We start from the raw sequence: 21,066 nt of genomic DNA, 5'->3' as shown, positions 1-21,066 counted from the left end.
ACTCATTGTAATTACTGGGCAACATGCTTATTTAGGTCCGATTCGGAATAAAATATGTCGATAAATTAGTGAAAAATACTCCAAAACACTCAAATAATGATAAGTAGGTAAGTATTACTGCCTTTTATATTCGTACGCCCTAGCGTAAAGCGACATTCTGGATTGATTTAGGGAGAGTTCTCATGGCTGATCAAAAGATGCTAAAGTTCACGAAGGTCGAGCGTGATATGCCAGAGAAACGCGGCGCGTCTGAGCGCCGTGAAGATTTCAACGAGATCTACGCAGAATTCGCAACGCGCAAAGCTGAAGAGCAGGCCTCACGATGCTCACAGTGTGGTGTTCCGTATTGCCAATCGCATTGCCCTTTGCACAACAACATTCCCGACTGGTTGCGCCTAACTGCTGAAGGCCGTCTGCAAGAAGCGTATGAAGTCAGCCAAGCTACGAATACATTCCCAGAAATCTGTGGCCGCATTTGCCCCCAGGACCGCTTGTGCGAAGGCAACTGCGTCATTGAACAGTCTGGCCACGGTACTGTGACCATTGGCGCGGTCGAAAAATACATCACGGACACTGCTTGGGAAAATGGATGGGTCAAACCTATCCAGCCCCGCCAAGAACGCACAGAATCAGTTGGTATTATCGGTGCTGGCCCGGGTGGCTTGGCCGCGGCAGACGTGCTCCGCCGTCAGGGCATTCAGGTAACGATCTATGATCGCTATGACCGTGCAGGTGGTCTGCTGACCTACGGTATCCCCGGCTTTAAGCTTGAAAAAGACATTGTAATGCGCCGCAACGAGCAGCTTGAGGCCGCAGGTGTTGAGTTTGTACTTAACTGTAACGTTGGTGAGGACATCACCTTTGATGCAATCCGTGGCAAGCATGATGCAGTTTTGATCGCTACTGGTGTTTACAAGACCCGTGACCTTAAAGCGCCAGGCGTTGGGGTTGATGGTATTGTGAATGCGATTGATTTCCTTACCGCGTCTAACCGTAAGTCGTTCGGCGATGACGTTCCAGAATTTGACGATGGTACGTTGAATGCAGACGGCAAAAAGATCGTGGTTATTGGTGGTGGTGACACGGCAATGGACTGCGTCCGTACGTCCATTCGCCAAGGTGCCGAAAGCGTGAAGCTGCTGTATCGCCGTGACCGTGCGAATATGCCGGGCTCACAGCGTGAGGTTCAAAACGCTGAAGAAGAAGGTGTCGAGTTTGTCTGGCTGTCTGCCCCCAAAGCGTTTGTGGGTGACGATCACGTTGAAGGCGTGAAGGTAAGCAAAATGCGTCTTGGTGCACCTGATGCGTCTGGCCGTCAAAGCCCCGAAGAAATTGAGGGGGCAGATTATGTTGAGGAAGCGGACCTTGTTATTAAGGCGCTTGGGTTTGAGCCTGAAGAACTGCCCAAGCTGTGGAACACAGACGGTCTTGAAGTGACCCGCTGGGGAACAATCAAAGCAGACTTTACTACGGGTAAAACCAGCCTCGATGGTGTGTTTGCCGTTGGCGACATTGTTCGTGGGGCGAGCCTTGTTGTTTGGGCAATCAAGGATGGTCGCGATGCAGCCGAGGCGATGCTGAGCTATCTCGATAGCAACCTTACTGTGGCCGCCGAATAAGCCAGTCATCTGCCTTAAATGGCATCACAGATTTAAACGGGCAGACGGACCAAATTAATCGGTCGCACCCGAATTCAGATTTAGGGCCCCGTGCCTTTCAAGGAGAAACGCAATGACCAATTTTGATCAAGCTTGGGTAAAGGCAGAAGAAAAAAAGCGCGCGTGGATGGAGCAGAATGGCCTCTATTCCGCTGAGGATGAGCATTCCTCATGTGGCGTTGGCCTTGTGGTTTCTGTTGATGGCACACGCTCGCGGGCAGTGGTCGAAGCGGGTATTACCGCGTTGAAGGCGATCTGGCACCGCGGTGCTGTAGATGCGGATGGCAAAACTGGCGATGGCGCCGGTATCCACGTCCAAATTCCAGTGCCCTTCTTTTATGATCAGATTGAACGCACGGGCCATGAGCCGCGCCGCAATGAGTTGGTTGCTGTTGGTCAGGTGTTTCTACCGCGTACTGACTTTGGCGCCCAAGAAACCTGTCGGACAATTGTCGAAGCAGAAGTGCTTCGTATGGGTTACTATATCTACGGCTGGCGCCACGTACCCGTGGATGTGTCCTGCTTGGGTGAGAAAGCTAACGCGACCCGTCCTGAGATTGAGCAGATTATCATCTCAAATTCCAAAGGTGTGGATGAAGAAACATTTGAGCGTGAGCTTTATGTGATCCGTCGCCGTATCGAAAAGGCTTCCGTCGCGGCAGGCGTGAAAGATCTGTACCTTGCATCGCTGTCGTGTCGTTCGATCATTTACAAAGGCATGATGTTGGCTGAGCAGGTCGCTGAGTTCTATCCAGATTTGATGGATGAGCGTTTTGAAAGTGCCTTCGCGATTTATCACCAGCGGTACTCGACTAACACATTCCCACAGTGGTGGCTGGCCCAACCGTTCCGCATGTTGGCCCACAATGGCGAGATCAACACGCTGAAGGGTAACCTTAACTGGATGAAGTCCCACGAAATTCGTATGGCCTCTGGCGCGTTTGGTGACATGGCAGAAGACATCAAGCCAATCGTCGCAAGTGGGTCATCTGACTCTGCGGCACTGGACGCGGTTTTCGAAGTGCTTGTGCGCGCGGGCCGTTCTGCGCCGATGGCGAAGACAATGTTGGTGCCTGAAAGCTGGTCCAAGCAGGCGATTGAACTGCCACAATCTTGGCGCGATATGTATTCATACTGCAACTCTGTGATGGAGCCATGGGATGGTCCCGCAGCGCTCGCGATGACGGATGGCCGTTGGGTCTGCGCTGGCCTTGACCGCAATGGCCTTCGCCCGATGCGCTATGTCGTAACGGGTGATGGACTGCTGATTGCGGGCTCTGAAGCGGGCATGGTTCCTGTGAACGAAGCAAATGTCGTTGAAAAAGGCGCGCTTGGTCCTGGCCAAATGATTGCTGTTGATATGCAAGATGGCCGCCTTTTCCACGATAAAGAGATGAAAGATGCGTTGGCCTCAGAGTTGCCGTTTGGCGAGTGGGTTGGAAAGATCAATGATCTTGAACCAAAGCTTGCGGGTGTAACAGAAGCCCCCATGTTTGAAGGTGCTGAACTGCGCCAGCGTCAGATCGCAGCTGGCTACACAGTTGAAGAACTTGAGCAAATTCTGGCGCCAATGGCCGAGGACGGTAAAGAGGCAATTGCTTCGATGGGTGATGACACCCCATCCGCAGTCCTTAGTGAGAAATACCGCCCGCTTAGCCACTTCTTCCGCCAAGCGTTTAGCCAAGTTACCAACCCGCCGATTGACAGCCTTCGCGAATACCGAGTGATGAGCCTGAAAACACGGTTCGGTAATCTCAAGAACGTGCTGGACCAAGACAGTAGCCAAACCGAGATTTTGGTACTGGATAGCCCGTTTGTCGGAAACGCTCAGTGGGAAGAGTTGAAGCAAAACTTCAACGCTAATTTGGTTGAGATTGACTGTACCTTTGAAAAAGGTGGCCGTAATCTGACCGACGGTTTGGCCCGCATACGTGCAGAAGCCGAAGACGCAGTGCGGTCCGGCGCAGGGCACCTTGTTCTGACAGATGAGAATGTGTCTGGCGACCGTGTTGCCATGCCAATGATTTTGGCGACAAGTGCCATACATTCGTGGTTGACGCGCAAAGGACTGCGCACGTTCACGTCGCTCAACGTTCGGTCTGCGGAATGCATTGATCCGCATTACTTCGCTGTTTTGATTGGATGTGGTGCAACGACCGTCAACGCCTATCTGGCGGAAGACAGCCTGAATGACCGTATCCAAAAAGGCCTGCTGGAATGCACTTTGACCGAAGCTGTAGCGCGTTATCGCAGCGCCATTGATCAAGGTTTGTTGAAGATCATGGCCAAGATGGGGATCTCTGTGATTTCTAGCTACCGTGGTGGGCTTAACTTTGAAGCAGTTGGCTTGTCGCGCGCTATGGTCGCCGAGTATTTCCCCGGCATGCAGAGCCGTATTTCGGGCATCGGTCTAATCGGCATTCAACGCAAAGTTGAAGCAGTCCACGGTCAGGCGTTCCAAGCGGATAACGTGATGCCGATTGGTGGTTTTTATAAGTCGCGCCGTTCTGGTGAAACGCATGCGTGGGAAGCGCAGAGCATGCATATGATGCAGGCTGCATGTAACCGCAGCAGCTATGAACTGTGGCGTCAGTATTCCGCAAAGATGCGTAGCAACCCGCCAATTCACCTTCGTGATTTGCTCGATATCAAGCCGATGGGTAAAGCAATTCCTATCGAAGAGGTTGAAAGCATTACGTCGATCCGCAAACGCTTCGTAACACCGGGCATGTCTTTGGGCGCGCTTAGTCCCGAGGCACACAAGACGCTGAACGTTGCGATGAACCGCATTGGTGCAAAGTCTGACAGCGGCGAAGGCGGCGAAGATCCAGCACACTTCGTACCTGAGGCGAATGGCGACAACCCATCTGCTAAAATTAAGCAGGTCGCTTCTGGTCGTTTTGGCGTGACAGCTGAGTATCTCAACCACTGTGAAGAGCTTGAGATCAAAGTCGCACAAGGCGCAAAGCCAGGCGAAGGTGGCCAGCTTCCGGGTATGAAGGTTACGGATTTGATTGCGCGGTTGCGGCATTCAACCAAGGGCGTGACCCTTATTTCACCTCCGCCACACCACGATATTTACTCGATCGAGGACTTGGCGCAGTTGATCTACGATCTGAAACAAATCAACCCGCGCTGTAAGGTGACCGTGAAGCTGGTTGCATCCAGTGGCGTTGGTACAATCGCGGCTGGTGTTGCGAAGGCAAAAGCGGACGTGATCTTGATCTCGGGTCATAATGGCGGCACCGGCGCGTCACCTGCGACATCCATCAAATATGCAGGCCTACCATGGGAGATGGGCCTGACCGAAGCGCATCAGGTTCTCTCTATGAACAACTTGCGTGAACGCGTTACGTTGCGGACGGATGGTGGTTTGCGTACAGGTCGTGACATCGTGATGGCAGCAATGTTGGGTGCCGAAGAGTACGGTATCGGCACTGCTGCATTGATCGCGATGGGCTGCATCATGGTGCGCCAATGTCAGTCAAACACCTGTCCCGTTGGCGTATGTACCCAAGACGAAGCACTGCGTGACAAGTTCACGGGTAATGCTGACAAAGTGGTAAACCTTATCACGTTCTACGCCACAGAAGTGCGTGAATTGCTGGCAAGCATTGGTGCCCGCAGCATGGATGACATCATTGGCCGCGCTGATCTTCTCGCTCAGGTGAGCCGTGGCTCTGCGCATCTTGATGACCTCGATTTGAACCCACTTTTGATCACGGTCGATGGGGCGGAGAAGGTTGTTTATGATCGCTCCAAGCCACGTAACGCTGTGCCAGAAACGCTTGATGCGCAAATCGTTCAAGACGCAGCACGCTTCCTGAATGATGGTGAGAAGATGCAGCTTCAATACGCCGTACAGAACACGCTTCGTACAATTGGCACGCGGACATCAAGCCACATTGTAAAGAATTTCGGAATGCGCAATTCGCTGCAACCCGATCACCTGACTGTCAAATTGACAGGTTCCGCAGGGCAATCTTTGGGGGCGTTTGCGGCCCCAGGGCTTAAGATTGAAGTTTCCGGCGATGCCAACGACTACGTTGGAAAAGGTCTGTCGGGCGGCACGATTGTGGTCCGTCCTCCAATGGCAAGCCCGTTGAAAGCGGATCAGAATACAATCATTGGGAACACTGTTTTGTATGGTGCGACTGATGGGTATCTCTTTGCTGCAGGTCGTGCGGGTGAGCGTTTTGGCGTTCGTAACTCTGGCGCGAAAGTGGTCATTGAGGGGTGTGGTGCCTGCGGTTGTGAATACATGACTGGTGGCGTTGCTGTAATCCTTGGGAATATTGGTGCTAACTTTGGCGCGGGTATGACTGGCGGCATGGCGTACATCTACGATCCTGAGCAAACGGCCCAAAGCATGATGAACATGGAAACTCTGGTCACATGCCCTGTCACGATGGAGCATTGGGAAGCGCAGCTTAAGGGTCTCATCGAGCGCCACTTGGAAGAAACAGGCAGCCGTAAAGCGGCCGAGATCTTACAAAACTGGGACATGGAGCGGTCAAACTTCTTGCAGGTTTGCTCAACAGAAATGTTGGCTCATTTGCCTGTTCCGCTTGGTATCGAAGAAGCGTCCGTCCCAGCAGAATAAGCCGTTGCAGAGGCATGAGTGCGCTGGCATGATTACGGCATGGTGAGAAAAACCAAGAATAAGAAAACGGCATCCGACAAAAGGGTGCCGTTTTTTATGCGCCCCATGTTGTTCATTCGGCGCTGGTTGCTGCGGATGGTTCTGGCAGTTGCCGCGTTCATTGTGTTGTGGATCGCGGCGTATTCTCTGATCAATCCACCGACGACACCCTATATCATGTCCGAAGGCTTACGCTTGGGCGGCGTGACGCGTGAGTGGAAGCCTATTGAAGAAATTGCGCCAGTAATGGCGCGCGCTGTGGTGGCAGCTGAGGATGCTGATTTCTGTTTGCATTGGGGGCTTGATTTGGACGCAATTGTTGAAGCTGCCGAAGATGGCAACCGCGGCGGATCAACCATCAGTCAACAGGTCGTAAAGAACGCGTTTCTTTGGCACGGGCGTTCTTATCCCCGCAAAGGGCTTGAAGCCCTGATGACGCCGGTGATGGAGTTGTTCTGGTCAAAGCGCCGCATCTTAGAAGTTTATATGAACATTGCTGAATTTGATGAAGGCGTGTTTGGCGTTGAAGCTGCGGCTTTGCACTATTTTCAAGTCTCATCATCGGAGTTAACGCGCCTACAAGCCTCACGCCTTGCAGCGATATTGCCAGCCCCCAAAAGCCGGTCTGCCAGCCGTCCGACTGATTTTGTACGTGCGCGCACGCGGTCTATTTTGTCAGGCGAGGCTACAATTAAGGTGGATGGCCGCGCAGCGTGCTTCGAGAGTTGAACGCAACAGCGGCTTAGGGCATGACAGTATAAACAACTAATCGAGCAAATTATGAACCGTCTTTATCATGTTCCGCTTTCACCCTTTTGCCGCAAAGTTCGCCTGAGCCTTGCTGAAAAAAAGATCGAAGTTGAGCTGGTTGAAGAGCGCTATTGGGAAGGCGATTCCGAGTTTTTGCGCCGTAATCCTGCTGCCAAAGTTCCAATCCTGAAATTAGATGGTCGTCTGATGAGCGAAAGCGCAGCGATTTGTGAGTACCTCGAAGAAAAGCATCCCACGCCGCCGCTTTTGCCTGCATCGCCGGAGTTGCGTTTTGAAGTGCGCCGGCTGGTTTCTTGGTTTGATGACAAGTTTCATCACGAAGTTACGACCAAACTTTTGTATGAGCGCGTGAACAAAAAAGTGCAGAAGACCGGCTACCCAGACAGCGCCAATATCAAAGCGGGTGCGCGTGCGATTAAGTATCACCTCGACTATATGACATGGCTTTTGGATCAGCGTCGCTGGCTCGCTGGTGACCAAATGACTTTGGCCGATTTTGCCGCTGCAGCGCACTTGTCATCCCTTGATTACATCAGTGATGTGGACTGGAACCGATCGGCTAACGTGAAAGACTGGTACGCAAAAATTAAGTCTCGCCCTGCGTTTCGTTCAATTTTGGCCGATCAGGTTTCTGGTTTTCCGCAGCCTGCGCATTATTCCAATTTGGATTTTTAAATGTCCTTGAAAGCCCGCCTTTGGGACGTGGCGCAGGACGCCGGTTTTGCCAAAATGGGGGTGTGCAAACCTGACGCCGCTCCGGAAACGGCGCAGCGGTTATCCGCTTTTGTGGAAGCAGGATATCACGGTCAGATGAGTTGGATGGCCGAGCGCATGAACTGGCGCGGCAGTCCGCAAGACCTGTGGCCGGAATGCCGATCTGTCATTATGTTGGCGGAAATGTACACGCCCGAACATGATCCACGCACAGTTTTGAGCAGGCCAGAGCTGGGCGCAATTAGTGTCTATGCGCAGAATAAAGACTATCATGATGTTGCTAAAAAGCGGCTTAAGAAGGTGGGTCGCTGGCTGGTAGAGCAGGGCGACATTCAGATTAAAGTCTTCGTTGATACGGCACCGGTTATGGAAAAGCCGCTGGCGCAAGCGGCTGGCTTGGGTTGGCAGGGTAAGCATACAAATCTGTTGGCACGCGATCTTGGAAACTGGTTTTTTCTGGGAGCGATTTTCACCACGGCAGAGCTTGAGCCGGACGAAGCGCAAACTGACAATTGCGGATCGTGTACAGCGTGCCTTGATGCATGCCCCACTGATGCGTTCCCCGCGCCGTTTCAATTGGATGCGCGGCGCTGCATTTCATACCTTACAATTGAGCACAAAGGCCCTGTCGCGCCAGAGCTGCGTGAGAAGATGGGTAACCATATTTACGGCTGTGATGATTGTCTGGCCGCGTGCCCATGGAATAAATTTGCTGTCGCTGCGACCGAAATGAAATACGCCGCCCGCGAGGAGTTAAAAGCCCCCAAACTGGCTGCGTTAGTGTCTTTTGATGATGCGTCGTTTCGCGCACATTTTTCGGGCTCACCAATCAAGCGGATTGGCCGAGATCGGTTCACCCGCAATGTGCTTTACGCGATTGGAAATTCAGGAAAGCCAGAGTTGAAGCCTCATGCGCAGGCTTTGCTCAATGACAATGATCCGGTTGTTCGGGACGCTGCAGAATGGGCAGTTGAGCGGCTATCATGACCGACACCATCAAAGGCATTTCACTGAAAATTTTGGCCGTGTCGCTGTTTACTGTGCTGATGAGCATCATCAAAGCGACTGCGGATGAGGTCCCAACCGGTGAGGCTGTTTTCTTCCGGTCCGTTTTCACCCTTCCTGTGCTGTTTGCTTTTTTGTGGTGGAGCGGCAATTTATCTACGGGGCTGAAAACAGAGCGTCCGCTTGGTCATGTTCTGCGTGGTTTGGCCGGTAGTACTTCAATGGGGCTACGGTTTTTCTGTCTTGGTATTCTGGCGTTTCCAGACGTCACCGCGCTTAGCTTTACCACACCTCTTGTTCTAACTGTTTTTGCGGCCCTCTTTTTAGGGGAGACCGTAGGCAAGTTCCGTATCTCGATGGTGTGCCTTGGTTTTGCGGGTGTGCTGATCATTTTGTGGAACCAGCTTAGTTTTGACACCAGTGAAAGGATGAAGACCATCGCCGTTGGTTTGATGCTGGTCAGCGCTTCGATGGCGGCATTGGCGCAGATGTTTGTGCGCAAGATGGTAGCTACAGAAAGTTCAACAGCGATTGTGTTCTACTTCATGTTGACCACCTCGGTTCTGTCGTTGTTAACGCTGCCTTTTGGTTGGGTTGTGCCCCCTCTTGAAACGACGTTGTTGCTCATTTTGGGTGGTATCATCGGTGGGGTGGGGCAATTGTGCCTGACGCAGTCTTATCGGTTCGCGCCAGCGTCTGTTGTGGCGCCCTTTGATTATACCGCGATGCTGCTTGCCATTGGCATTGGGTATGTTTGGTTCAACGAAGTGCCGACTTTGGGTGTTATTTCGGGTGCTGCGTTAATCGTGATCGCTGGTGTTGTTATCGTGCTTCGCGAGCGTCATTTGGGGATCAAGCTGGCCGCAGAGCGGCAGGTTCGCTTCAAATAGCTGATACAGAAAAGGCCACCGCGCTTCAGCGATGACCTTATTGTTTTAGTATCTAAAGGGCAGTTTAGGGACTGTTTAGGCGCGTACCAGCTTTTCATAATCGCTGGCGATGTCTTTGACCAAAGCACCCACTTCAAAGTTGTAGTCACCGATTGTGCCGACTGGTGTGACTTCTGCTGCTGTGCCGGTCAGCCAGCATTGCTCAAAGCCTTCAAGCTCTTCTGGCATAATGATCCGCTCGTTCACGGTAATGCCTTTTTCTTTCAGCATCTGGATCACTGTTTGGCGGGTGATCCCGTTTAGGAACGCATCAGCGATTGGTGTATGAACCTCGCCGTCCTTTACGAAGAAAATGTTGGCGCCGGTCGCTTCGGCCACGTACCCGCGGTAATCAAACATCATCGCGTCCGAGCAGCCTTTTGCTTCGGCCGCGTGCTTGGACATTGTCGCAATCATGTAAAGACCCGCAGCCTTGGCTTGGGACGGCGCTGTTTCAGGGCTTGGGCGCTTCCATTTTGCGATGTCCAGTTTTGCGCCTTTATTTTTGGCGTCGCCGTAGTAGTTGCCCCATTCCCAAACCGCGACGGCCAGGTGCACAGGGTTGCGCGCAGCTGCGACGCCCATATCTTCACCGGATCCGCGCCACGCAACAGGACGCACATACGCATCCGTCAGGCCGTTTGCATCAAGTGCGGCTTGTTTGGCAGCTTCGATTTCTTCAACAGTATAAGGGATTTCGAAGTCGATAAGTTGACCAGAACGGATCAGTCGCTCGGAGTGCTCTTTAGACTTGAAGATTTTGCCCGAGTAGCAGCGCTCGCCCTCAAACACAGAGGAGGCGTAGTGCATGGCATGGGTCAGAATGTGGACATTTGCGTCCCGCCATTCGACCAATTTGCCGTCCATCCAGATTTTTCCATCACGGTCATCATAGCCAGCCATTTTCAGCCTCCATTTGCTAATGTTGCTCAAATTAAGACCGAAACGGTCATAAAGTTGCGTAAATTATAGGCTTGGCTAGCAATCGATTCTTGGAATGTCAACAACACTGACGTATTGTCGCAGCTAAGGAGGACAGAAATATGCGAGATAACCGGAACGAAATGCGCGGCCCGAACCTGCTGTTTTTGACGGATGAACAGCTTCGCAAAGGCATTGAGGCAATGTTCTTTGCCTATCGTGGGTTTACCGCAGATCCGGATCGTGTGTTGTCTGAAAAAGGATATGGCCGCGCGCATCACCGCGCAGTTCACTTTATCCACCGCTCGCCTGGGACGACTGTTAACAACCTGTTGGGGATTTTGGGCGTAACAAAACAATCGCTGAACCGTGTCTTGCGTAGTTTGATCGATGATGGTCTTGTCGAAAGTAAGGTCGGAACCCAAGATAAACGTGAGCGTCATTTGTATCTGACGCCTGCTGGTCACGCCTTGGAGACAGAGCTGTCGGAGGTGCAAACGGCGCGGGTGCGCAGTGCGTACCGCGCGGCCGGTCCAGAGGCGGTGCAAGGGTTTCGAACGGTGTTAGAGGCGATGATGGACACAGAAATGCGCCGGTATTTTGATAAGTTGAAAGAGACTGAGTAATGGAAAACGAAGCCCACCTGCTGATTGTTGATGATGACGAGCGTATTCGTGGGCTGCTCCAAAAGTTTCTGATGAAGAACGGCTTTTTGGTCAGTGCGGCCCGTGATGCCGCACACGCGCGTCGTGTGTTGGCGGGGCTTGAGTTTGATCTGATCGTGCTGGACATCATGATGCCGGGGGAAGATGGCATTAGTCTCACACGGAATTTGCGCGAGACGCTGCAGACGCCAATTCTATTGCTGACAGCCAAAGGTGAAACGGACGACCGCATCGCGGGTCTTGAAGCTGGCGCGGATGACTACTTGGCAAAGCCGTTTGAGCCTAAAGAACTATTGCTGCGGATAAACGCGATCTTACGGCGGATTCCTTCGGATACGATGTCGGATAGCTTGCCAAAAGTGTTGCACCTTGGACCATGCCGTTATGACATTGACCGTGCCGAGTTGCGCCGCGGCGATGAGGTGGTTCGCTTAACAGCGACCGAGGTTCAGTTGATGAAAATCTTTAGCGCCCAGCCTTCTGAGCCGATCAGCCGTATCAAACTGGTCGAAGATCTTGGTCGTGACAGTGGCAAAGACGGCGGCAAGGCCCAAGAGCGCGCGGTTGATGTGCAAATCACGCGGTTGCGTCGCAAGATTGAGGCCGATCCAAAACAGCCGCGGTATCTACAAACTGTGCGCGGTGCCGGTTACATGTTAGCACCAGACTAACATACGCCCATTCGAAACACCAAAAAATGGAGGAGCGATCATGGCCACAGCATTGATCACCCACCCCGAATGCCTTGAGCATGTCACGCCTCCGGGCCACCCCGAACAAGTCGCGCGGCTTGATGCGGTGCTGAGTGCGCTGGATGGTCTTGATTTGGTGCGGGTACCTGCTCCGTTTGCGGCCGACGACGATTTGTTGCGGGCACATCCCAAATCGCATGTCACGGCCATTCGACAATCTGCACCTGATAGCGGCTGGACCTCTCTTGATGCTGACACGCACATGTCTGTCGGCTCGCTTGGCGCGGCGCTGCGGGCTGCGGGTGCAAATGTTAAGGCTGTTGATATGGTCTTGGGGGGCGATGTGCAAAATGCATTTGCTGCGGTCCGCCCACCCGGTCACCATGCTGAACGCGAAACACCAATGGGGTTTTGTCTGTTTGGTTCGGTCGCCATTGCTGCGAAACATGCGCTGGACCATCACGGCCTAAGCCGTGTGGCAATTGTTGATTTTGATGTGCATCACGGCAACGGCACACAGGACTTGGTCGAGAGTGATCCGCGCATCCTCTTTTGCTCAACCCACCAAATGCCGCTTTACCCAGGTACGGGTCACGCCCATGAAACGGGCGCTTACAATAACGTCTTGAATATCCCGCTGCCGGGCGGCGCCGGCTCTGCTATTTTTAAGCAAGCTATCACGGAACAAGTCCTGCCGATGTTAAAGCGTTTTAAGCCTGAGTTGTTGTTAATTTCAGCGGGGTTTGACGCACACAGTGCTGATCCGCTTGCTGGTATGGATCTATCTGAGGGTGATTTTGCATGGGTGACGCATCAGCTGTGCGATATCGCAGACGAATATTGTGGTGGGCGGGTGGTCTCGACCCTCGAGGGCGGTTATGATCTTGATGCCTTGGCCACGTCGGCGAAGGCACATGTTGAAGTCTTAATGGAGCGCGGGCAATGAGCGAGACACCAGTAGCAGAGATGAGCTTCGAGCAGGCAATTGCCGAATTGGAGCGTGTGGTGACCCAATTGGACAGTGGCTCGGTTGAGCTTGAGGCATCCATCGCGCTGTATGAGCGCGGAGCAAAACTAAAAGAACATTGCGAAGCGAAGCTGAATGCCGCTGAAGAAAAAGTGGCCAAGCTTACGTTAAGTGCAGATGGCGCTGCTGTTGGCACAACTCCTCTGGACGCTGAATAAATGAGCTTTCAGGCGGCGCTAGGTGATGCGGCAAAAGTATCCGAGGCCTGTATCGCCGATGCGTTAAAGGGCTGCGCAAGCGCTATTGCGGAGCCAATGATCTATGCGACACGTGGTGGCAAAGCATTACGCGCGTTCTTGGTTTTGGAAAGCGCACGCCTTCATGGAATTGGTCCTAATGAGGCGAGAAACGCTGCAGCAGCGATTGAATGCCTGCATGCGTATTCTTTGGTGCATGATGACTTACCCTGCATGGACGACGATGATTTACGCCGAGGGAACCCGACCGTTCATGTGAAGTGGGATGAAGCGACAGCTGTTTTGACTGGTGACGCTTTGCAGACTTTGGCGTTTGAGTTGATTGCCCAGACCCAGTGTAGCCTACAAGCGCGATTAGATTTGTCCCTAAGCCTCGCGCGTGCCAGTGGAATTAACGGGATGGTCGGTGGGCAGGCTGCAGACATTGCCGCCGAGACGGCACAAATTCCGCTGACGTTGGATCAGATCATTGCATTGCAAAAAGGCAAAACTGGCGCGCTGATTGAATGGTCTGCGATGGCTGGTGCGGTCATGTCAGAAGCCTCAACAGATGCCTTGCAAACCTACGGGGATCGACTTGGCCTCGCGTTTCAGATCGCTGATGATGTGTTGGATGTCACAGGTGATGCGGCGACGGTTGGTAAGGCTGTTGGCAAAGATCAAAGCGCAGGTAAAGCGACATTCGTCTCATTGCTGGGCCTTGAGGGGGCAAAAGCCCGCGCATCTAATCTGGTTGATGAAGCCTGCGACGCCCTTGCGGGTTTCGGCGATGATGCTGATACGCTAAAGCAAGCGGCACGTTTTGTGATTACTCGCGGCCATTAAGGATAACGATCATGTCTGACAGACCACACACACCGGTTTTGGACCGCGTCAGCACACCTGCAGATATGAAAAGCCTTAGCGATGCAGAACTGCACCAGCTTGCTGATGATGTCCGGTCTGAGGTGATTAGCGCAGTATCGGTCACGGGTGGTCACCTTGGTGCGGGCCTTGGTGTTGTTGAGTTGACGGTGGCACTTCACGCTGTTTTTGACACCCCGAAAGATAAGATCATCTGGGATGTTGGCCATCAATGCTACCCCCACAAAGTTTTGACTGGACGTCGTGACCGCATCCGTACGTTGCGCCAAAAAGACGGGCTAAGCGGTTTCACAAAGCGCAGTGAATCTCCGTTTGACCCATTCGGTGCTGCCCACAGTTCCACATCTATTTCTGCTGCACTCGGCTTTGCGGTCGCTCGTGATTTGGGGGGCGCCCCGCCCGAAGGAAACGGCGATGCAATTGCTGTCATTGGTGACGGCTCAATGTCAGCGGGCATGGCATTTGAAGCGATGAACAACGCGGGCCATCTGAAAAAACGCATGATCGTTGTATTGAACGACAACGAGATGTCGATTGCGCCGCCTGTTGGCGCACTATCTTCGTACCTAAGCCAGCTTTATGCCGGCGCGCCGTTTCAAGAATTTAAGTCCGCCGCAAAGGGTGCAGTAAGTTTGCTGCCGGAACCTTTCCGCGAAGGGGCGAAGCGCGCGAAAGATATGCTGAAACACATGACTGTGGGCGGCACATTGTTTGAACAGTTGGGCTTTTCCTATGTTGGCCCGATTGACGGTCACGACCTTGATCAGCTTTTGCCAGTTTTACGCACTGTCCATGATCGCGCGACTGGCCCAATCTTGATCCACTGCATTACGAAAAAAGGTAAAGGCTATGCTCCTGCTGAGCAGGCGCGTGACAAAGGGCACGGTGTCTCCAAGTTCAACGTTGTGACGGGCGAGCAGAAAAAAGCACCCAGCAATGCGCCAAGTTACACCAAGGTTTTCGCGCAAACCCTTCTCGATGAAGCCAGCCGTGACGATAAAGTTTGCGCCGTAACTGCTGCGATGCCCGATGGGACTGGGTTGAACTTATTTGCAGAACGCTACCCAAGCCGGTGCTTTGATGTGGGCATTGCCGAGCAACACGGCGTTACGTTTTCAGCGGCTCTTGCGGCGGGGGGCATGAAACCGTTTTGCGCGATGTATTCAACGTTCCTACAGCGCGGTTATGATCAGGTCGTTCATGATGTGGCCATTCAGCGCCTACCTGTTCGTTTTGCGATTGATCGCGCAGGGCTTGTAGGCGCGGATGGGGCGACGCATGCGGGCGCGTTTGATGTTGCTTACCTCAGCAATCTGCCTGACTTTGTCGTTATGGCGGCCGCTGATGAGGCAGAGTTGGTGCATATGGTTGCCACAGCTGCGGCTTATGATGATGGCCCTATCGCTTTCCGTTTTCCGCGGGGCGAGGGTGTTGGGGTTGAGCTTCCTGAACGCGGCGAAGCGCTTGAAATTGGTAAGGGTCGCATGATCCGTGATGGCGCACGCGTTGCCATTTTGTCTTTCGGGACCCGGTTGGCGGAAGTAGAGGCTGCCTGTGAAGCGCTTGCGGCGCGCGGCATAACCCCAACCGTTGCTGACGCCCGTTTTGCCAAGCCCCTTGATCGCACATTGATCTTGGATTTGGCGGAACAGCACGAGGCTTTGATTACCATCGAAGAAGGTGCTGTTGGTGGTTTCGGATCACACGTTGCGCAGCTTTTAGCGGATGAGGCTGTTTTTGACACTGGCCTGAAGTTCCGTTCCATGGTGTTGCCCGATACGTTTATTGATCAGTCCAGCCCCGAAGATATGTATGCGATGGCCGGCCTTAATGCAGCAGATATTGAGGCAAAAGTTCTCGATGTTCTTGGGATTACGAAGCTTGATAGCAAACGCGCTTAGCGTTTGCTTAATTGCTCTTCGATTGACTTTAACCGCTCTAAAACTTCATCGCGGTATGCGTCTGTGACAGCGTTCGTTTCTTCTGCGTGCGCTTCTTGCATCGAGTTCACAACCAGACCTACGATTAAGTTCACCACGGCGAATGTGGTGACCATGATGAAAGGTACAAAGAAGAGCCACGCATAGGGGTAGACCTCCATCACGGGGCGCACGATGCCCATGGACCAGCTTTCCAGCGTCATGATTTGGAACAGTGAATATAGCGATAGCCATAAGCTTCCGAACCATTCCGGAAACGCAGAGGCGAATAGCTTGGTCGCCATAACTGCGCTGATGTAGAAGATCAGCGCCATCAACAAAAAGACACTGCCCATGCCGGGTAGTGCGTTCACAAAACCTTCGACGACCCGCCGCAACGATGGCGCCACTGTGATGACGCGCAGCACCCGCAGGATCCGCATGGCCCGCAAAACGCTAAGCCCTTGCGCGGCTGGAACAAGGGAAATGCCTACAATAATGAAGTCGAACCAGTTCCAGCCCGACCGAAAAAATCGGCTGCGATAGGCTATCAGCTTCGCCGTCAATTCAAGTACGAATACGGCTAAACACGCGCTATCGAGCGTTGTGATCAGCGTCCCATAGTTTTGCATCAGCCCGTTTGATGTTTCCATTCCCAACAAGATTGCGTTGAAAATGATAACGCCCATTATGATGTTGCGTGTCAGTGGGCGCTCAAGAAATACAGTCAACTGGTGCATGATTATGGTCCTTTGGTTGAACGTGATATGTGTGCTTATGCAGCGCTTACAATGGGCGCTCAGCGCTGTCCTGCTCTAACTTCAACAGCGCCCGCAGGCCGGTTTTGTAATCTGGGTATTTCAGTTTAACGCCCAACTCCGTTTTGATACGCTCGTTTGAGACTTTCTTGGACTCTGCGTAAAAGCTGCGCGCCATCGGAGTCATCTCTGCTGTCTCGTAGTCGATTGCGGGTGGAACTGGTGCGCCAAGCAATTGCGCTGCGTATTCAATAACGTCTTCGGGGGGTGCAGGATCATTGTCGCAAAGGTTGTACACCGCACCAATGTTTGGACGTGTGATTGATGCCCATAACACCTGCGCAATATCCTCTACGTGAATTCTGCTGAACACCTGACCTTGTTTGATGATCCGCCGCGCGGTTCCGTTGCGGACCTTGGCAAAAGGGCCACGACCGGGCCCATAAATGCCAGCCAGCCGAAAGATGTGAAGCGGTAGGGTAGGGATGCTTTGCCACTCTGCCTCGGCACTCACACGCAGTTGCCCGCGTTTTGTGGCAGGGGTCAGTGCCGTAGCTTCATCCACCCAGTCCCCTTGATGGTCGCCATAAACCCCTGTGGTCGATAAGTAACCTGCCCACTCAAGACGCGGTGCAAGCGCCTTAATCTCGTCTTTAAGGGTGTTCAAAACCGGATCACCCTGCTCGGACGGCCCCGCACTGATCAGCAGATGTGTCGCCTCTTTCAAAGCGGTATCAAGTGCCTCGCCGGGCCATAAGATTGGCTTGATCCCCTCAGCCCGCAAAACTTCTGCTTTTTCTTTGGTGCGGGTGGTGCCGTAAACGGTCCAGTCACGGGGCAAAATTCGACTTAGGGCGCGTGCGGAAAATCCATGGCCAAATGAAAGTAGGGTCGGCATGTGAAAACTCCTTGATCCACCGCAACGGTCCGAAAGTGAGCAGGACAGGGCACGTTAAGCGACGCGCGAAAATCTGGTTGATGTTGCCAAGTTCGGGTGCAACGATTTGCACGGTATAACAAATGAGAACAGGCGGACCAGTGATGATTGACCCTACCAGAATGCTACCGGTATGTTCGCCCGAACAAGGTGCGCCGCAGCACTTTACAAACGCGGCTGAGGCGGTGGTTCGACTTAGGGAGCTTTATGATGAAGCAGTGGAGTTTCTGTGCGCCCATTTCGAAGCCAGTCTGACTGGTGAAAGCCCCACCCAACGGTTCCGCGCCTTCTACCCAGAAATCAGACTGCATTCGACAAGCTTCGCGCAGGCGGACAGTCGCCTGTCTTTTGGTCACGTACCAAGTCCAGGTATCTACGCGACGACAGTGACGCGGCCTGACTTGTTTGCCAGCTACCTTGAACAGCAGATCGATCTTTTGCTGACCAATCACGGCGGTGAGGTTGAAATTGGAACGTCCCAAACGCCGATGCCCGTCCATTTTGCTGTCGCTAACAAAGGTGGGCTGAATGTCCCCCAAGACGGGGCGGTCAAGTTTACTCTGCGCGATGTTTTTGATGTTCCAGATTTGTCGACAACCAACGATGACATCGTAAATGGCCTTGGGTTTACTTATGAAGATGGGGCAATGCCTCTTGCGCCGTTCACTGCGCAACGGGTGGATTATTCGCTGGCTCGGCTTTCCCATTACACGGCTACGGACCCCAGTCATTTTCAGAACCATGTCCTGTTTACGAACTATCAGTTTTACGTCGAGGAGTTTGAAGCCTACGCCCGCGAAATGCTGCGCGATCCTGCAAGTGGCTATACCGCATTTGTTGGTCCTGGTAATGACATGATTACGGACCCCGATACGGCCTGCACACCGCCTGCGAAGCTGCCGCAGATGCCAACGTACCATCTTAAGCGCGCCGGTGGCGGTGGGATTACTTTGGTCAATATCGGGGTGGGTCCGTCCAATGCAAAGACGGCCACGGATCATATCGCAGTGCTGCGCCCGCATGCGTGGCTAATGGTTGGTCACTGTGCGGGTTTGCGAAATTCCCAAGCCTTGGGCGACTTTGTGCTGGCCCATGCGTATCTGCGCGAAGACAAAGTGCTGGATGATGATTTGCCTGTTTGGGTGCCCATTCCACCGCTGGCCGAAATTCAGATTGCGCTGGAAAAAGCTGTAGCGCAGGTCACGAAGCTTGAAGGCTATGACCTAAAACAAATCATGCGCACAGGAACGGTTGCCAGCCTTGATAATCGTAATTGGGAACTGCGCGATCAAGAAGGTCCGGTTCAGCGCCTTTCGCAGTCGCGGGCAGTGGCGCTTGATATGGAAAGTGCAACAATTGCTGCCAACGGTTTTCGCTTCCGTGTGCCGTATGGGACGTTGCTGTGCGTTTCGGATAAACCGCTGCACGGGGAGTTGAAATTGCCGGGAATGGCCTCTGATTTCTACACAACTCAGGTCGCACGGCACCTCATGATTGGTATTCGCGCGATGGAATACTTGCGCGATATGCCACTTGAACGCATCCATTCACGCAAGCTCCGGAGCTTTGAAGAGACCGCATTCTTGTAAAATAGGCGAAAAAAGGCGGTTTTTTGCGGTTTTTCCAATCACAAAGAGTTGTGTGGGGACACTATATACCGTTAGATTACGCCCATGAGGCCCAAAATCGGGCGGAATGAGGAGACCTGTAAAATGGCGAAACCAATGACAAAGACCCAACTCGTAGCAGCACTTGCTGAGGAAATGGGCGTAGACAAGAAATCTGCTGGCGGCGCGCTTGAAGCGGTTGTTTCGCTTATTACACGCGAAGTAAGTGCTGGTGGCGCTGTGACACTTCCAGGCGTTGGCAAAATCTATTGCCGCGAGCGTCCGGAGCGTATGGTGCGCAACCCAGCTACTGGCGAAATGCTGAAAAAAGATGCGGATAAAGTTGTCAAAATGACAATCGCAAAAGCGCTGAAAGACAGCGTTAACGGCTAAGTCGACCACAGACTTTATCGTGAATAGAGGGGTCGCCATGATGCGGCCCCTTTTTAGTTTCGGCCCTATTTCATCAGGAGTGTAGCAGCGTGGATCTACGTTCGGTTTTTCTGGGGCTGTCGTTTGCCCTGATGTGGTCGTCGGCGTTTGCATCTGCACGCATCATTGTTCTTGAGGCGCCGCCCCTCATGGCGCTGTCGTTGCGTTTCTTCATTTCCGGAACGGTTGCTGTCGGCATTGCATTGCTGCTCAAACAAAGCTGGCGGCTGACTAAGGCGCAGTGGCGCGCGATTGTTGTTTTTGGATTGTGCCAGAATGCCCTGTATTTGGGTCTGAATTTTATCGCAATGCAAACGGTTCAAGCGTCTATTGCCGCGATCATCGCGTCTACCATGCCTCTTTTGGTCGCTTTGGTTGGGTGGGTATTTTTGCGCGAGCGTCTGCCTATTGTTGCGCTGCTTGGCTTGGTCACGGGCCTCGTCGGTGTTCTGGTTATCATGGTGCCACGGCTACAAGGCGGTCTTGATCCGTGGGGTGTTTTGCTATGTGTGCTGGGCGTGGCGTCCCTGACGGTTGCAACACTATCGGTCCGTAACGCGGTTTCCAGTGGGCAGGTTTTGATGATTGTGGGGCTTCAGATGCTTGTAGGCTCTGCCGCGCTTACTGTGCCTGCGCTGCTTTTTGAAACGTGGAATGTCACGATCACCCCGCTTCTTGCCAGCGCATTTATTTACACGACCCTTGTGCCCGGTTTGGCGGCGACGGTAATTTGGTTCGTCTTGGTCAGCCGGATTGGTGCTGTGCGCGCCGCGACTTTCCATTTTCTTAACCCGTTTTTTGGTGTCGCATTGGCAGCAGTTTTGCTGGGGGAACAGATAGGGTTGATCGACGTTCTTGGCGTTGCCATTATCGCTGCAGGAATTTTTGCTGTGCAGGTGTCAAAGCAAACTAAGTAGAGGGTTACGAGTATGAAAGTTTTGTGGGTGGCGTTGGGTTTGTGTTTGGCTGCATCCGTGGTGCAGGCGCGGGGCCTCGAATATCAGCCTCGCCTGGACCGAGATAAGCTGTCGCAAGGTGCAACTGTGTTACTCGATTTTCGGACCGATTGGTGCATCGCTTGTGCGCGGCATGCCTCCATCATTGATACGCTCAAAGAGCAAAATCCAGCTTTACGCGCGGCGATTACCTACATCGTTGTGGACTACGATACTTACGGTGAATCGGGCATGGCCGAGAAACGGCGGGTAACACAAAACGGCACACTTTTGCTGTTGCGTGGAAGCCGCGAGCTTGGCCGCGTTGAGGGCGCAGTTATGAACGACAGCGCCATTAAGGAACTGCTGGAACTGTCGCTTAATTAGCGTGCC

The 21,066-nt window shown here is 53.0% G+C and carries 19 protein-coding genes; 16 read left to right on the top strand and 3 right to left on the bottom strand.

Features of this window, described 5'->3' with window-relative positions:
• Nucleotides 1-182 precede the first annotated feature (182 nt).
• From NeNHUV3_RS07475 to NeNHUV3_RS07450, 6 genes are all read left to right on the top strand, one after another.
• Nucleotides 183-1,619 (top strand): NAD(P)-dependent oxidoreductase, encoded by a 1,437-nt coding sequence (locus tag NeNHUV3_RS07475; protein WP_391480680.1) that lies wholly within the window; start codon nucleotides 183-185, stop codon nucleotides 1,617-1,619.
• A 112-nt stretch (nucleotides 1,620-1,731) separates the two neighbouring features.
• Nucleotides 1,732-6,261, top strand: coding sequence for a glutamate synthase large subunit (gltB, locus tag NeNHUV3_RS07470; protein ID WP_391480678.1), 4,530 nt, complete (start codon nucleotides 1,732-1,734; stop codon nucleotides 6,259-6,261).
• Nucleotides 6,262-6,300: 39 nt separating this feature from the next.
• Nucleotides 6,301-7,029, top strand: coding sequence for a monofunctional biosynthetic peptidoglycan transglycosylase (gene mtgA / locus NeNHUV3_RS07465; RefSeq protein ID WP_391480676.1), 729 nt, complete (start codon nucleotides 6,301-6,303; stop codon nucleotides 7,027-7,029).
• 51 nt (nucleotides 7,030-7,080) lie between these two features.
• Complete coding sequence (locus tag NeNHUV3_RS07460; RefSeq protein ID WP_341247148.1) at nucleotides 7,081-7,746, top strand: glutathione S-transferase family protein; 666 nt, start codon at nucleotides 7,081-7,083, stop codon at nucleotides 7,744-7,746.
• Nucleotides 7,747-8,772, top strand: a complete 1,026-nt coding sequence (gene queG / locus NeNHUV3_RS07455; protein ID WP_391480675.1) for a tRNA epoxyqueuosine(34) reductase QueG — start codon at nucleotides 7,747-7,749, stop codon at nucleotides 8,770-8,772. It abuts the gene before it with no gap.
• Nucleotides 8,769-9,680, top strand: coding sequence for a DMT family transporter (locus tag NeNHUV3_RS07450; RefSeq protein WP_391480673.1), 912 nt, complete (start codon nucleotides 8,769-8,771; stop codon nucleotides 9,678-9,680). The genes queG and NeNHUV3_RS07450 overlap by 4 nt, the downstream gene beginning before the upstream one ends.
• A gap of 75 nt (nucleotides 9,681-9,755) precedes the next feature.
• Here NeNHUV3_RS07450 and NeNHUV3_RS07445 read toward each other — a convergent pair whose 3' ends face one another.
• The gene (locus NeNHUV3_RS07445; protein ID WP_391480672.1) at nucleotides 9,756-10,622 is read right to left on the bottom strand and encodes a branched-chain amino acid aminotransferase; all 867 of its coding nucleotides are present in this window, start codon (nucleotides 10,620-10,622) and stop codon (nucleotides 9,756-9,758) included.
• Nucleotides 10,623-10,762: 140 nt separating this feature from the next.
• Here NeNHUV3_RS07445 and NeNHUV3_RS07440 point away from each other — a divergent pair, with 140 nt between their 5' ends.
• The 6 genes from NeNHUV3_RS07440 to dxs are packed head-to-tail and all read left to right on the top strand — an operon-like array spanning nucleotide 10,763 to nucleotide 15,986.
• Nucleotides 10,763-11,266 (top strand): MarR family transcriptional regulator, encoded by a 504-nt coding sequence (locus NeNHUV3_RS07440; protein ID WP_341247152.1) that lies wholly within the window; start codon nucleotides 10,763-10,765, stop codon nucleotides 11,264-11,266.
• Nucleotides 11,266-11,976, top strand: a complete 711-nt coding sequence (locus tag NeNHUV3_RS07435) for a response regulator (protein ID WP_391480670.1) — start codon at nucleotides 11,266-11,268, stop codon at nucleotides 11,974-11,976. The genes NeNHUV3_RS07440 and NeNHUV3_RS07435 overlap by 1 nt, the downstream gene beginning before the upstream one ends.
• A 40-nt stretch (nucleotides 11,977-12,016) precedes the next feature.
• On the top strand, nucleotides 12,017-12,943 hold the full coding sequence (locus tag NeNHUV3_RS07430) for a histone deacetylase family protein (protein ID WP_391480669.1): 927 nt from the start codon (nucleotides 12,017-12,019) through the stop codon (nucleotides 12,941-12,943).
• A complete protein-coding gene (locus NeNHUV3_RS07425; RefSeq protein WP_048598484.1) occupies nucleotides 12,940-13,182 on the top strand; it encodes an exodeoxyribonuclease VII small subunit in 243 nt (80 codons plus the stop codon). The genes NeNHUV3_RS07430 and NeNHUV3_RS07425 overlap by 4 nt, the downstream gene beginning before the upstream one ends.
• Nucleotides 13,183-14,046 (top strand): polyprenyl synthetase family protein, encoded by an 864-nt coding sequence (locus NeNHUV3_RS07420; protein ID WP_391480667.1) that lies wholly within the window; start codon nucleotides 13,183-13,185, stop codon nucleotides 14,044-14,046.
• Nucleotides 14,047-14,057: 11 nt separating this feature from the next.
• Nucleotides 14,058-15,986 (top strand): 1-deoxy-D-xylulose-5-phosphate synthase, encoded by a 1,929-nt coding sequence (dxs, locus tag NeNHUV3_RS07415; RefSeq protein WP_391480666.1) that lies wholly within the window; start codon nucleotides 14,058-14,060, stop codon nucleotides 15,984-15,986.
• Here the strand turns inward: dxs and NeNHUV3_RS07410 are convergent.
• Together NeNHUV3_RS07410 and NeNHUV3_RS07405 are read right to left on the bottom strand one after the other, a co-directional pair.
• Nucleotides 15,983-16,744: an ion transporter gene (locus tag NeNHUV3_RS07410; protein WP_391480664.1), complete on the bottom strand. Its 762-nt coding sequence runs from the start codon at nucleotides 16,742-16,744 to the stop codon at nucleotides 15,983-15,985. The two genes, dxs and NeNHUV3_RS07410, sit on opposite strands and share 4 nt — an antisense overlap.
• A 46-nt stretch (nucleotides 16,745-16,790) precedes the next feature.
• Nucleotides 16,791-17,660, bottom strand: a complete 870-nt coding sequence (locus tag NeNHUV3_RS07405) for an SDR family oxidoreductase (protein ID WP_391480663.1) — start codon at nucleotides 17,658-17,660, stop codon at nucleotides 16,791-16,793.
• Nucleotides 17,661-17,821: 161 nt separating this feature from the next.
• Here NeNHUV3_RS07405 and NeNHUV3_RS07400 point away from each other — a divergent pair, with 161 nt between their 5' ends.
• The 4 genes from NeNHUV3_RS07400 to NeNHUV3_RS07385 all read left to right on the top strand — a co-directional run bounded on the left by NeNHUV3_RS07400 (nucleotide 17,822) and on the right by NeNHUV3_RS07385 (nucleotide 21,060).
• The gene (locus NeNHUV3_RS07400; protein ID WP_391483203.1) at nucleotides 17,822-19,288 is read left to right on the top strand and encodes an AMP nucleosidase; all 1,467 of its coding nucleotides are present in this window, start codon (nucleotides 17,822-17,824) and stop codon (nucleotides 19,286-19,288) included.
• A gap of 123 nt (nucleotides 19,289-19,411) precedes the next feature.
• Complete coding sequence (locus tag NeNHUV3_RS07395; RefSeq protein WP_048598478.1) at nucleotides 19,412-19,699, top strand: HU family DNA-binding protein; 288 nt, start codon at nucleotides 19,412-19,414, stop codon at nucleotides 19,697-19,699.
• 89 nt (nucleotides 19,700-19,788) lie between these two features.
• Nucleotides 19,789-20,655, top strand: coding sequence for a DMT family transporter (locus NeNHUV3_RS07390; protein ID WP_391480660.1), 867 nt, complete (start codon nucleotides 19,789-19,791; stop codon nucleotides 20,653-20,655).
• A 12-nt stretch (nucleotides 20,656-20,667) separates the two neighbouring features.
• The gene (locus NeNHUV3_RS07385) at nucleotides 20,668-21,060 is read left to right on the top strand and encodes a thioredoxin domain-containing protein (protein WP_391480659.1); all 393 of its coding nucleotides are present in this window, start codon (nucleotides 20,668-20,670) and stop codon (nucleotides 21,058-21,060) included.
• Nucleotides 21,061-21,066: the final 6 nt, after the last annotated feature.

Source organism: Nereida sp. NH-UV-3, assembly GCF_042939535.1.
Classification (GTDB): Bacteria; Pseudomonadota; Alphaproteobacteria; order Rhodobacterales; family Rhodobacteraceae; genus Nereida; species Nereida ignava.
Note: the sequence above shows the minus strand (reverse complement) of the source record. Positions and strands in the feature narration are given on the sequence as shown.